This window comes from Tunturibacter empetritectus (assembly GCF_040358985.1).
Classification (GTDB): domain Bacteria; phylum Acidobacteriota; class Terriglobia; order Terriglobales; family Acidobacteriaceae; genus Edaphobacter; species Edaphobacter empetritectus.
The window spans coordinates 94,190-108,037 of sequence record NZ_CP132932.1 but is presented as its reverse complement, the minus strand read 5'-3'; the positions used below and the strand labels follow the sequence as shown (position 1 = coordinate 108,037).

The 13,848-nt window shown below is 54.3% G+C and carries 6 protein-coding genes; 5 read left to right on the top strand and 1 reads right to left on the bottom strand.

The genetic code is table 11. The features are described from left to right. Nucleotides 1-700: 700 nt before the first annotated feature. The 4 genes from RBB75_RS00350 to RBB75_RS00335 all read left to right on the top strand — a co-directional run bounded on the left by RBB75_RS00350 (nucleotide 701) and on the right by RBB75_RS00335 (nucleotide 8,449). Nucleotides 701-4,429, top strand: a complete 3,729-nt coding sequence (locus RBB75_RS00350; protein WP_353069181.1) for a TonB-dependent receptor — start codon at nucleotides 701-703, stop codon at nucleotides 4,427-4,429. A 241-nt stretch (nucleotides 4,430-4,670) separates the two neighbouring features. Next, nucleotides 4,671-5,975 carry a tetratricopeptide repeat protein gene (locus RBB75_RS00345; RefSeq protein WP_353069180.1) on the top strand — a complete coding sequence of 435 codons (1,305 nt, stop codon included), beginning with the start codon at nucleotides 4,671-4,673 and terminating at the stop codon, nucleotides 5,973-5,975. Between the two features lie 206 nt (nucleotides 5,976-6,181). Further along, entirely contained in the window at nucleotides 6,182-7,237 is a 1,056-nt protein-coding gene (locus RBB75_RS00340; protein WP_257030972.1) for a hypothetical protein, read from the top strand. A 3-nt stretch (nucleotides 7,238-7,240) separates the two neighbouring features. Next, nucleotides 7,241-8,449: a hypothetical protein gene (locus RBB75_RS00335; RefSeq protein ID WP_179638536.1), complete on the top strand. Its 1,209-nt coding sequence runs from the start codon at nucleotides 7,241-7,243 to the stop codon at nucleotides 8,447-8,449. Nucleotides 8,450-8,665: 216 nt separating this feature from the next. On the opposite strand, the gene RBB75_RS00330 is transcribed toward RBB75_RS00335, so the two are convergent. After that, a complete protein-coding gene (locus RBB75_RS00330; RefSeq protein ID WP_179638535.1) occupies nucleotides 8,666-12,325 on the bottom strand; it encodes a carboxypeptidase-like regulatory domain-containing protein in 3,660 nt (1,219 codons plus the stop codon). Nucleotides 12,326-12,954: 629 nt separating this feature from the next. Here RBB75_RS00330 and RBB75_RS00325 point away from each other — a divergent pair. Continuing rightward, the gene (locus tag RBB75_RS00325) at nucleotides 12,955-13,788 is read left to right on the top strand and encodes a tetratricopeptide repeat protein (RefSeq protein WP_353069179.1); all 834 of its coding nucleotides are present in this window, start codon (nucleotides 12,955-12,957) and stop codon (nucleotides 13,786-13,788) included. The last annotated feature ends 60 nt before the right edge of the window (nucleotides 13,789-13,848 follow it).

The following is a 13,848-nucleotide window of genomic DNA, read 5'->3' as shown; positions in this document are numbered from 1 at the left end:
GAATCCAAGGAGCTGGCTAAGGCTGAAAGATCATTGGCTGATGCCTCGAGGGCTCGGCTCCAATGATTCAGTTGTGACCCGATTTCAAAGGCGTATTTCTCGGTGATGTAATCATCTGAACCCGGAGGAACCAGACGGAGAACATCTTCCAATGGAGATTTTTGGGGGTAGTGGGGTCTGAGCCTTATGTCGGCGTAGGAGAAGTTTGAAGCTTGACTTGGGAGGGTCTCCAAGGGGGCGAGCAGGAATGAAGATGCATGGAAGGCAACTGGACGAAACAGGACAGGTGTTAAGCCTAAGCTCTTGAGGAGTTTTCGCCGTGAAAGAAAGTGACTTCCGCTTTTGCGATGCGACATTTAGGGTAGGTCCGTGTAGATGGCAATGTTAGCACCGGGCGAGACGCAGCTGGGATCGTGCCCCGGAAACACACAACCCACCGGGGGAAGAAGCCCATCTATCTGCAGACGGCAGTCTCAACCTTTTGGTTGACAATAGTTATCCGGTTGTACTAAATTCCTCACGTTGACAAATGTAAACGCTTACTTTTATCCGGAAAAGGTTTACGTGTCTATTCAATTAGCCTTTCGGGTTCGGCGAAGCGCAATGACCATGGAACGAAAAAACTGAGGTAATTCGGATGGCTTTTGATCGCAATGCTATGAGCTGGTGTAGACGTTTCGGCTTTATAACCCTTTCATGTTTGTGCCTTCTCCTGGCTCAGACCCAATGCGTCTTTGGGCAGGTCGACGAAGGAGCAATCAACGGCACGGTCGTAGACGCCGCAGGTGCGATTGTTCCGAATGCTCACGTGACTCTTTTGAATATCGACCAAGGGTTGTCTCTGGAGACCGTTACGAACGGAGCCGGTGTATACATATTCTCGCCGGTAAGGATCGGTAACTATACGGTTACGGTCACGAGCCCGGGGTTTTCTACAACCTCTCAGAAAAATCTTACGGTGTCTGTCGGGCAGAACTTGCAGGTAAACATTGAATTGAAGCTAGGCGCAGCGACCACGACGGTGGAGGTTACTACCGCGCCACCGCAGTTGCAAACAGACGAATCGTCGGTTGGACAAGTTGTGTCCGAGCGCACGGTAAATAGCCTGCCTTTGAATGGGCGCAACTTCACCTTTCTTGCTCAGCTTGGTGCCGGCGTGAATTCGTCGCAGGCGGACACACGCGGAAACGCGGCCTCCGGAGCCTTTACCGCGAACGGTCTGCGGCCGGCGCAGAACAACTACCTGCTCGATGGTATCGACAACAACTCCAACGCAGTCGACTTTCTGAACGGAACGAACTTTGTCATTCTTCCTCCGTTGGACGCGATCGCGGAGTTCAAAGTACAGACGGCAGGCTTCAGCGCTGAGCTTGGTCGTTCGGCCGGCGCCGTTCTGAACGCCACGATCAAGTCCGGCACGAACAGCCTCCATGGAGCGGTCTGGGAGTTCTTCCGCAATGACAAGCTGGACGCGGCAGACTATTTCGAAACAAAAAAAGGAGCGTTGCGCTTTAACCAGTTCGGAGCAACCATCGGTGGGCCAATCATCAAGAACAAGCTCTTCTTCTTTGGCGACTATGAGGGCTTTCGGCGCGTCCAGGGTAATACTCAGTCTGGTGTCGCCGTGCCGACAAATCTGGAGAGAAGCAGCGGCTACACAAATCTCTCTGAACTGATCACTGATCCGACGAAGCTGCGTACAGACAATGTAGGCAGACAGATACCATTTGGCACGATCCTGGACCCGGCAACAACGCGTCCGGTTACGGCAGGTACGGTTGACCCTGTCTCAGGTTTCCCAGTGAACAAAAGTGGCTACGTTCGCGATCCGTTCGGCTCTTGCGGGCCAAATACCCAGTCTTTTTCACCAGCAACCTGCAACCTGAACCAAATCCCTGGCTCGCGCCTGGATCAGAATGCAATCGGCCTGCTTAATCTATATCCATCGCCAACCGGCTCGGGCATCGCCTCGAACTTTGTAACAAGTCCAAAACTGTATGAGCATCGCAACGCCTTTGACGTGCGCGGTGACTACAATCCCACGCAAAAAGAGCAGATATTCGTTCGCTTCAGCTACGTGGATGACCCACAATTTATTCCGGGGCCTTTTGGGGGTATTGCCGACGGCGGCAGCTTCCAGCAGGGCCTCCAGACGGCGAAATCCGATCAGGCTGTTGCCGCCTGGACCCACGTGTTTACTCCCGACATCGTCAACGTAGGGCGTGTTGGCTTCAACCACCTGCACACCACTCGATTTGGCCCAGAGGGTAGCACTACGGGCCTCCCAGCAAAATATGGGATCCAAGGCATTCCGCAGTCGTCTGAAAACGGAGGCCTTCCGGCAATCGTCATCGGCGGCCTACAAACGCTGGGCAGCAATGACTTCCTGCCTTCTGACGAGGTCAGCCAGACCCTTCAGATCACGGATGACTTCACCAAGATCTATGGAAAGCACAGCTTTAAAATGGGCGTCGAGTTCCAGAATGTCCACTTCAATACGTTACAACCCGCGTACTCCCGAGGTGAGTTCGACTTCAATAGTGGCAACTACGTAGGTATCCCGGGCCAATCTGGCGACCAGAACGGTATTGCACAATTCCTAGTGACACCACAGAAAGCAACCTATCCAGATACGATGTATCCAAACGTGCAAGGAGTCGGTTTTGTGGGAGGGGCGAACGAGATACACGCTTCCAACATCAGCAAAACCTACGACACCAGGAAGTACCTCGCCGTATACTTCCAGGATGACTGGAAGGTCACTCCGAAGTTGACGCTTAATCTCGGCCTGCGCTGGGATTACTTCAGTCCAATCTCCGAATCAAATGGCGCCCAGAGCAACTTTGTTCAAAGCGGTCCTCCAAACGGAGTGCCGACCTATCTAATTCCGGCGTCAGGGAAGGCCGATAGGTCTCTGTCTTCCACCTCCAATAATCCCTCTCTTAACGGCAACGGCTTCCTCGATCTGTTAGCAAAAGACGGAATTACGCTCGAGGAAACCAACAGATACGGGAAGGGACTCACCCAGAATCAAAAGAATAACTTTGCGCCGCGCGCAGGCTTCGCCTATCAAGTTACTCCGAAGTTTGTAATGCGTGGCGGCGTTGGACTCTTCTACAACGCCTTTGAGAGTCAGGGATACGGACCCAACATCGGTGAGAACTATCCCTTCGTCTACAACTTCGACTACAAGGGAACCACAGACTCCGCAGCCTTCGGTAGCGGTTCTAACCCCTACGGCAGCTGCGCGACCGCAGGTCCGGGCGGAAGCGCACCGATTGGTACCGGGTTGTCCTGCAGTTCCTTTACGCCTCTTGCGGTGAATGCTAAAGGCCTGGGTCTTCAGGGGCTTCAGTTCAAATTCATAACACCGGTTACTCTCAGCTCCAACTTCACTCTCCAATACGCGATTACTCCCTCTATGTCCGCGCAGGTTGCTTACGTATTTACGAACGTCAATAACCTGCAGGTTGGTATCGGCAACAATAACGTCTCCCAATTGATACCTGCCAACACCAGTGTGCTTCCTTACCTGCCGTTTCCAGATTTTGGTCAGAATGGGAGCTACCAGCAAACTCTTGGAATCAGTAACTACAGCGGCCTGCAAACCAAACTTGAACAACAGTTTTCTAGTGGGTTGAATTATCTTGTCACCTACACCTATTCGAAGACGCTTTCGGATGCCGCCGACCTTCTCAACGGAGGCAGTACGGGAAATTCGAGTGGATTTCGGGCCGCGTATGTCCCGGGGCTTGGTCCGAGATTTGACTACGGGCTGGCCGACTTTGACATCCGAAATGTGGTTCATTTGAGCGGTGGCTATCAACTACCGTTCGGCAAGGATAAGAAGTTCATGGCCGACGCTGGCAAACTCGCGAATGCTGCTATCGGAGGGTGGAGTCTGAACTGGATCGTAACCCTCCAGGGCGGTCAACCGATCACTCTCACTTGTCCGACCGCAACAACCTCCGGAACGTATTGCAATGACGTGCAAGTCCCCGGGCAGAGTCAGAAGCTTGGCCTGCATAAGGACTCGAACGGAAAACTCAGCTGGTTTGGAAACCCGAACGCCTTCCAGCAGCCCTGCCCGCTGGGCACAGCTGCACCCGCCGGATGCTTCCCTCTAACCGGAAGTGCAATTCTGGGAGCCGGGCCCTCAACTACCACTGGTCCGGGATTCCATCGGTTCGATTTCTCAACGTTCAAGGCCTTCCAGCTTAGCGAGCGCTTCTCGATGCAGTTCCGGGCCGAGTTCTTCAACATCTTGAATCATCCGAACTTCAATGCGCCTAACTTCGGAGGTAACGGCGTAACGGCGATCGGAAACTCGGGCAATTTCACCGATTCCCGCTTTGGCGAAATCGGATCGACCCGCGATGCACCATACGATCCGCGACAGATTCAATTTGCTCTGAAGCTATACTATTAATCTGAGTTGAAATACGCGGGAAAGGCGCCTCCAGCGGCTCCTTTCCCGTATTTGTTTTCCAGGGTGCTCAATTGCGCGTATCGTTGTACTTGTGCGGCGATTCCAGAGGTGGACTGTGAGCAATAGGCCCCGGTTGCGGCTCGTAGTTCTTGGTGGCTCGCTTCTGGTTTGCTCGGTATTTGCGGTGAATAGCTCGGCGACCCAGGACAGTCGGAGCCAGGAGCTGGATCGCCAGTTTCAGTTGGCAGTAGCCCAATACCATGCTGGAAAGTTCACGGAGGCCGGTGCCCAACTGGAGCGTCTCTTACCGAGTGTGCCGAAGAACTTTGAAGTCCACGAGCTTCTGGGCCTGACCTATGCTGCACAGTCGCGGGACGAGAAAGCTGTAGAGCAGTTGGAGATAGCAGTACAATTGCGACCGGATTCGGCGACTGCGAGAACAAATCTGGCGACGGGCCTTTTTAATTCAGGGAAGCTCGTACTAGCTGAATCACAGTTTCGTAAGGCACTCGATCTCGAGCCTCAGGAGTTTGACGCTAACCACAACTTAGCTGACTTCTATCTTCAATCCAATAGGATTGCGGATGCTCTCCCTCTGCTTGAGCGGGCACAGCGAATTAATCCTTCCTCGTACAATAACGGCTACGACTTGGCTCTTACCTACGTTCTCACTGGTAGATTAGGCGATGCGCGGCAGCTAATTCGGAGCATTATGCAACAAAAGAATACCGGCGAACTGCACAACCTTCTGGGTCAGATCGAGGAGAAGGATGGAAGATATGTGGAAGCGGCGAACGAGTTCGAAGTTGCCGCTCAAATGGATCCGAGCGAGGACAATCTGTTTGCCTGGGGAAGCGAGCTTCTTCTCCACAGGACGTATGAGCCAGCCATCGACGTCTTCCACCAAGCTAGCCGGCATTATCCGAATTCCCCACGTCTACTCATCGGGTTAGGGATGGCCCTATATTCACAGGGCAGGTATGCGGAATCGATCGAAGCTTTGCTTACAGCAGCGGATCTTGACCCTGCCGATGCCCGATGTTATCTCTTTTTATCCAAGTCGTACCTTAGCTCTCCCAATCAGGCGGATGATGTAATCGAAAGATTTCGGCGATATTCGGAACTGCAGCCACGCAACGCGCTGGCGCAGTATTATTACGCTGTTAGTTTATGGAAGGGGAAACGGCTGGAAGAAGCCAGTGTGGATTTTCGGGCGGTGGAGTCTTTGCTGCAAAAGGCGATTGCGTTAGATGGAACACTCGCCGACGCGCATTTGCAATTGGGCATTCTGTACGCAGATCAGCATGAGTTGTCAAAGTCGCTTCCTGAGTATCGGCGGGCGCTAGAATTGAATCCTAGTCTTCCAGATGCTCATTACCGTCTCGGCCAGTATTATGTTCGCGCCGGACACAAAGACCAAGCACGGGAGGAGTTCGCGCTCTATCAAAAACTGGAGGCCCAACACATGGCCGCGGTTGATAAGGAAAGGGCCGAGGTCCAGCAGTTTGTGTATTCGGCGAAGTCCGGCTCGGGAACCAAGCCTTGAATGCCGGCGTCAGCGATCGATGTCGAACAAGAGAGAAGAAGTTGCGCATGATCGAAGTTAGGAGGACATAAGGTGGATTTGAGTTGAGGGCATCATCGTCATCCAGCGAGGCGACTCTTGTCCGATCTCGAACTGCACAGCGTCTTAGTCGCAGCAGGCGCGACTTCCTGCGCAGTACGGCTGGATTGGCGCTGGGAAGTGCGCTGATGGGAAGCAGCCCCTTTGTGTATGGAGAGGCTGCGGCAAAGAAGCGGAAGATCATTGTCATTACGTTTGGTGGAGGTGCTCGGGATCAAGAGACATTCGCTCCGGAAGGGCAGGAGAATATCCCACACATGCTCCACGAACTGGCTCCGCAGTCCAGTTTTTTCACGCATGTGACAAATCAGGGGATATTGGGCCACTATGTGGCGACCGCAAGTCTGGCGACCGGCGTTTACGAAACGCTCAATAATTTTTCGGCGGTTCCGCCTGAACATCCTACGGTGTTTGAGTATTTTCGCAAGGACCTGAATCGCCCGTCGTCGAGTGCATGGGTGGTCGCGCCCAGCAACGGGTTTAACCGAATTGGCGAAAGCAACTATCGTTCCTATGGTCCCGGCCTGGGAGCGAAAGTTATTTTACCGAAGCATCTACTGAGTGCGGCAACATCCGGCGCGGGTGCGGATTTCAACCATTTGCTTCGTGACAATTATGAGACACCGCTATATGCACCGCAAATTGGAGGCGGCGAATTCGAACTGCAGCAAATGGAAAGAATATTGAAGCTCTCGGTAGATGATTTCATGGTGCACGCACGAACTGTCTCGAGCCCGGATGAGCTTTCCGTATATATTGCAAAGCGTCTGATGCAGCAGGAATCTCCAAGTTTGCTTTGGATTACGATGCACGATATCGATGTCGCTCACACCGGCGCTTACTCGCTCTATATTGAAGCAATTCGGCGCACAGACCGTCTTTGTGCGGAGCTTTGGAAAGCGGTTCAAGCCGAACCCGAGTATGCGGGTAATACGACGATGTTTATCCTGCCGGATTTTGGACGCGATGCCGACGAGGATGCCGGCGGGAATGGATTTCAGCACCATCGCACGGGTGACGCAGCGTCACGCACGACGTGGATGATGGCTCTGGGCACAGGCGTTCGACAGGGAATGGTGTACGATCGTCCGCTGCAATCGATCGATCTTGTCCCCACTCTCGGCGCAATGATGGGATTCTCGCCGAAGCTGTCACAAGGCGCGCCGATCCACGAGTTGTTATAGGGTATGCTGCCAAGGGACCTCAAAGCCGAACAGTTTTTTGGGTATCCGCCCGAGGCAAGAAAGCTCGTCGTGGCTCACCTGGAATCACTGAAGCAACTGCCGCTGAGCTTCGTGCCAAGCTTACTACGGGAGGTCATTGAATACGATTACAAGTTTCCCGCAGAGCATGCGGCAATCGATCGGGAACTTGCTGCTCTTAGTTCTCTAACGCCCGCGCAGGTCCATGAATGCTTTCAGGCATTCTGGCAACTTTCTCTATCCGGGAAACTTGAGAGCCTTGATTGGATCAACCAGCCAGCCCAGTTTGTCGAACAGTTATCGGCATACCTTTGGACAACTCATCAACTGGATGCGTTCAGGGACGCAGCGATCGCTTACGGCAACCGTACGCGCATAGGAACGGCGGCGCCCCAACCAAATGCCATGCGCAGACTTGGAGTTGCGGTTATCGGGCAAGGCGTTGTGTCTTACGACGAGCCTCTGTTCCGTAATCTGCGCGAGCACGGAACTTATTTTAGGCAAGTCAAGCCGGAGAACGGAGTTAAACTTCTGCTGGCCGCGGTTGAAGCCAGGGCAAAGGCATATCCGGTTCCTTATGGACATTGGTATGTCGATGGAGGGCAGGCAGCGAAACACAGCCCATTGCTCACTTGCGTGTTCTTTCAGGAGCTTGAACCCGTACGCGCCGCATTGCTAAAAAATATTCAAATGGAGATTGGAAGACCGGGAATGGGCCCTGAGGAACTGCGCACACACATGGCGCGTCTATCTCCAATGGACCTCGGTCTCGACAAAGGAGGAGAAGAGGTGTTGCAGCGCTTTCAGGTGAAGCTGCTCACAGAGGGTTCTGGTACCCAGATATTCAGTACGACCTTTGTCCAGTGGACGGCGCGCGAAGCTTTGCGAAGGGCGCAACCCCTCACCTTATTTGTGCGTTTTGCCCCCCGGCAACGGCAGAGACCAATGAATGAGCTGATGTCCGGTAGCGAGAGCAATCCCGAACTCGATCTCAGGGGCTCCTTGATTGATGCGGATATGGGCGCCTACTATCATTGGATCAACCAGCAGCGACTCCCGGGATCTGAACAGTCTTCGTTTTTGGTTTGGTTTGAGGACCACGGCGAGGCCCTCGTGATTGCTCCATCACTGCCTAGGGGCACAGAGTCGAACTCGATGCTTAGTCTCGCGGAGTTGCTTTCAGTTGTCGGATGATCGCCGGGCAATCCTGACTGTGAGGCGTTGTACGGCCCAAGATTCGAAAGCGGCTCCGAATAAATGACGCCTTGAACGACCAGCTTATCTTTAGGGCTAAGCCCATTTCACTGCAAGCAATTTCCGGGCACAGCTTGATGATGTGCACGTAGCTGGACCTGATCAGAGCCTGGGAACAGAATATTTCTCTGCTCCCAAGCTATCTTCTTTCGACAGTTAGAACTCCGCGCGGAAGGTGAGTTGAAGCGAACGCGGGCTGTTGGCAGTGCTGCCGACCGTTCCGAAGCCAGCATCGTGCGGGTTGTTGTCGGGATTGCCGAAGACGTGGCGGTTGAAGGCGTTGAAGGCTTCGGCACGAAACTGGAAGGATACGCGTTCGGTGATGTGAGTCCGCTTGATCAAGCCGAAGTCTTCTTCGAGATAGCCGAATGAGCGATCGTCGGACTCATAGGCGGGTTTGTCGCCGAAAGAATAGGAGGTAGTTCTAGTGACATTGGCGTTGGGATCGCTTACGCCGGCAGGGTTGTACCAGAGGTTCGATCCTGCAAGTGCGGGGTTGAACGATCCATTCCTTCTGGCGGTTGAACGCAGATTCTGGCCGGGCACGAAGTTGTAGCGGATGCAGTTGTCGTATCCGGGGACCCCGGTTGCGCAGCCGAAGCCGAGTGGCTGGCCACTTTGGTATCTTTGGATGCCGCTGACTGACCATCCGCCGACAAGGTAGTTGACTACGCCGCCGCGGCTCAGGAAGCTCTTGCCCTTGCCGAAGGGCAGGTCGTAGATGTAGCTAATGACGAAGATCTGGGGCGTATCCTGCGGCGAGATAGCCTTTTCTGCTTTTAGATTGAGTGGGTTCTGAATGCTCGCGGTGTAGGAGCCCCCGAGGCTGCCACCGATGATGTTGCCAGTGTCCGTGAGAATCTTGGACCAGGTGTAGGAGGCGAGGAGATTAAGCCCATTGTGATAGCGGCGTTCCAGCTTAGCAGTTAGCGCGTTGTAGGAAAGCTGGCCGTGGTTTTCGCCGTAGGCGCCGGTGTTTACCAAGTGATATTGAGGGAAGGGTCTGAGAGCTTGCGCGACGGTTCCCTGAAAGCCTGCATAGGGGGCGGCGACTCCGTCGACTGGAGTTCCGGAGCCGGTGAAGGAGTCGGTAAGCTGAGAGCCGAGGCCGAAGTTCTGTTGCGGAAGATTGTTGAGGTAGAGCAGGTTGGAGCCGAGATGAACGCCGCGCTCGCCGAGATAGCCGAGGGTAAGGATTAGGTCGGTCGCAAACTGCTGCTGAACGGTGGCGGTATAGGTCTGATCGTAGCCGGGCTTGCCGAAGTCGCGGCGGGTGTAGTTGACGTTCTGGCCGTTGAGCTGGCTGCGGTCGAAGCTTGGAGTGGAAGGGATTGGAGGAACTCCGAAGGCTCCTGGATTGGCGATTCCGGGGCTGTTGAGCGAACCGGGATCGAGCAGTTCGCCAGCGGTGAAAGGGTTAGCGTTATTGTTTACCTGGCTGATGGAGGAGTAGCCAGCAGGCACTCCGCCGTAAATCTGTTGCCATTGGAGGATGGGAGCATTGAGGCCGCTGTAAGCAGCGGAGAATACGGTCTTGTGATCGAGGGAGCTTGGAGACCAAGTGATGCCTACGCGTGGCTCGATGTTCTTGTAGTAGACGTTGGAGTAGCGGGAGCTGAAGCCATCTTTACCGGCACCGCTGCCGGCGAACTCCAGTGCCCCGGGGGTGTTGGTGCCGGCGGCTCCGGTGTTGACGATGTCGGGATTGAACTGGGAGCCGAAGTTGTGTAGCTCTTTGAAGGGAAGGTCCACATCGTAGCGAAGTCCAAGAGATAGGTTGAGGTCCTTATTCATTTTGAACTCATCCTGAACGTAGGCGGCGCTGTACTGGCCTACGTTTCGGATGGTGACGAAGTTCTGCTTGACGGTGGCCTGAGCGACCTGCCCTAGGAGGAAGCTGGCGAAACCGTCTCCGCTGTTGGCGGTGGTTGTAGCGGTTCCGGCGGTCTGTGCGCGGCTGAAGACAAAGCTGCCGCTATCCACGCTAACGAAGCTGGAGATGGAGACCGCATAACGGTACTCCCCACCGATAGTGAGGTTATGCTTGCCTTTGGTCAGGGAGATGGCATCGCTGACGTAATACGAGTTGTCGGAGATCTTTGAATTGAATCCGTTGTTGTTTGGATCGACATAATCGCCGAGATTTACCCGACTGCTCTCATTGCCGGACACGCCATTGAGAATTATGCCGGGAAAGTAGTTCCCGGTGCCGCCTGGAAGTCCGACGAGCTGAGAGTAGTCTTTGCCCTGCGATGGCGTGATGAAACCTTCCTTGTTGAGTACGCGGGTGAATGCGATCAAGGCGTGGTTCAGTACGGTTGGCGAGAAGATGTGATCGTATCCGACGCGGACCAGGTGAGTGGGAAGATCCTGAGAGGTGAGAAACGAAGTAACTGGTAGTTGGAACTGGGGAAGATTGTTGTTGTTCCGGACGTTATCGCGCACGTTGTAGGAGACGAACACTTTGTTGTTCTGTCCGAAAGCCTGATCGAAGCGAATAGATTCGGCAGTGCTAATGATGGGATAGGTTCCGGCGAAGACGAAGTTATTAGTAAGGGCGCTTGAGGCCTGCGGAATGTAGGCTGTGATGGCGCTGGCGACTGGGCTCAGCGGAGAGGTGATGATGTTGTTGGGATAGGCGGTGCGGCACTGCTGGCCATTAACGGTCCGGGTAGTGGCCGGGTTGAAGACCTGTCCGGCGAGGATGGGAGTTCCGTCGCAGGGATTGATGATTTGGTTGTTGTTCGCGTCGAGTACGGGGGCGCCGAGATTGCCGGAGAAGTCGCCCTTGAGGTTCGCCGGGGTGGGGAGAGTTATGAGGTTCGAATAGCCTTGAGTTTGACGGAACTGTTCCCACGCGAAGAAAAAGAAAGTCTTATCGGTTCCATTGTAGAGATGCGGAATGCGAACTGGGCCGCCAAGCGCGACGCCGTAGTTGTTTTTGTTGTCGGGCGGTGTACCGTTGCTGGAGTTGGAGCCGTTCTGACCCTTATTCAGATTGTTGAACCATGTGTTGGCGTCAAGCGCGGTGTTCCGATAAATCTCGAAGGCAGTGCCATGATAGTCGTTGGTGCCGGACTTTGAGGCGTAGCTCTGAATACCGCCTGTGGTTCTGCCATACTGCGCCGGGATACCGCCGATGAGGACCTTGAACTCGCCCGTGGCTTCGACGGAGGGAAGGATCTCGTTGGCAAATCCGTCCCCGAAGCTCTCGACTTGTAGGCTAGCGCCATCGAAGAGGATTTCGCTGCCGAACGCTTGGCCGCCTGAGACGCCGCCCTCGAAGGTGCCTCCACTCGTTCCTGTGCCGTAGGTGGCGGGAGTGAGGAAGACGAAATCCTGCGAGTTGCGGATTGCGGAGCCATTGGTGGATAGTGGCAGATCTAAAACCTGCTTGGGAGAGACTACCGTTCCGACGTCGGCGCTTTCGGTTTGGACCTGGGGCGCGTCAGCGTTGACCGTCACTGTTTCGGTCTCCAAACCGACAGACAACACGACGTCGAGTGTGGTCGTGGACTGGATTTGAACGGTAACGTTGGTCTTCTCGAGCTTGCGGAAGCCGCGAGCTGTAATCGTGACGTCGTAGCCGCCGATTTGGAGGGAGGGGAAGTGGTAGTCCCCGGCCGAGCTACTGACAGTAGTGGCCGACTGCCCGGTGGCAAGGTTGCGCGCCACGATGGTGGCTCCGGAAACGGTTGCACCACTGGCGTCTGTGACAAGCCCTGAGATCGCGCCCTGGTTGGACTGTGCTCGCGCGTAACCGGCGATGAGCAGAAGAGAAACGCTCAGCAGACCGAGGAGAGCTTTAAGTTTCATTGTCGTTCGCATTTCTTGTAAACCTCCAAAATTGGCAGTCCCTTGCGGACCTATACGTCATGTCATGGAACCTAGTCGGCCTGTCTGTCCTATAGCGCGACACTTACCGAATTCGGATGGAAATACTACGTTTCAGTAAACGCTTACTAGTTCTTTTTCAAACGCGGTCATCCTATTAGGTCCAAATCGGAGATGTCAATAAAAGAATTTATTTTTTTGTCATTCTTTAGGTGGATTGATTAGGTTTAGGTGCAATTCGAGGTTCAGCCTGCACGGTTGGGCATTGTGGCTAAGCGACCGTATCTATAATGTTCGGGATGAAACCGCATGAAATATTTCGGCGCACGTTCATTCGCTTTCAGGTCTTTTCAGAAAATCTTTACTCGCAAACGTCGTCAGCTAAAAGGAAGCGCAAACTCGCCCTTTTGAAGATCGTCGTGGACAGAAGGGAGACCTATTTGGGATGGATTGGATTCCTCGCTTTTCTGCAACTGGCGATTTCGGCGGTGGGGCAAACGCTCCCAGTACGGATAGGCTTGCTTGAGTTGAATGGATTTTCAGGTTCTTGGGTGTTGTATGGAGATCGTTACGATCAAACCAGCGGCAAGGAGGCAAGAGCGGAGAATTCATTGCAGCAAGCACGGGATCAAATAAAACGATCTGAATTCGCTGCTGCAGAGCAAGTCCTGCGAACATTTTTGCAGCGCGAGCCTGCTTCCGCCGATGCACTTTATCTGCTGGGCGAGGTGCTGATGCGTAGAGATCAGCCGAAGGAGTCGCTAAGAGTTTTCACTCAGGCTGCTGCAGAACGCCGACCTACGGGCGAAGAGTTGCGCCTGGTTGGGCTGGACTACGTTCTGCTACAGGATTACGCCGATGCAATTCGATGGCTGAAGCAGGCGACGGATCTCTCTCCGGGCGATGCGGATACCTGGTACAGCCTGGGACGCGCGCAGTACAGCAAAGGAGATTACGGCGGAGCTGAGACGTCCTTCCGGAGGGTGCTTACCTTGGATAGCCGCAGCGTAAAGGCGGAGAACAATCTGGGGCTTACACTTGCGTCTCAAAATCATCTGGAGAAGGCGATGGAGGCGTATCGTAAGGCCGAAGCGCTACAGCAGGGCTCGGCGTTACAGAGCGAACAACCGCTACTAAATCTTGGGCTGTTGCTACTGGATCGAAATCAGCCGCAGGAGGCTGCTGAAAAACTAGCGCGGGCAGCCGCGATTGGTCCGTCGTGTGCGCAGTGTCAAGAGGCGCTTGGCCAGGCTTTGCTGGCTCTCAACAGGCTGACGGAGGCGGAAGCGGCGATGGAGAAAGCGGTCGCGCTGGAACCGAAGAATCCGCGGTTCCACTTTGTGCTGGGGCGCGCCTACAAGCAGAGCGGCGAGGTGGAAAAGAGCAAAATCGAACTGCAAAAGAGTGCAGAGCTATATGGTTCTCATTCCACTACGGCGCAATAGGGATAGGTGGGTTGGTTTGATGCGCTGGCGGCGACTGAATCGGATTTGTCTTGGTGGGGT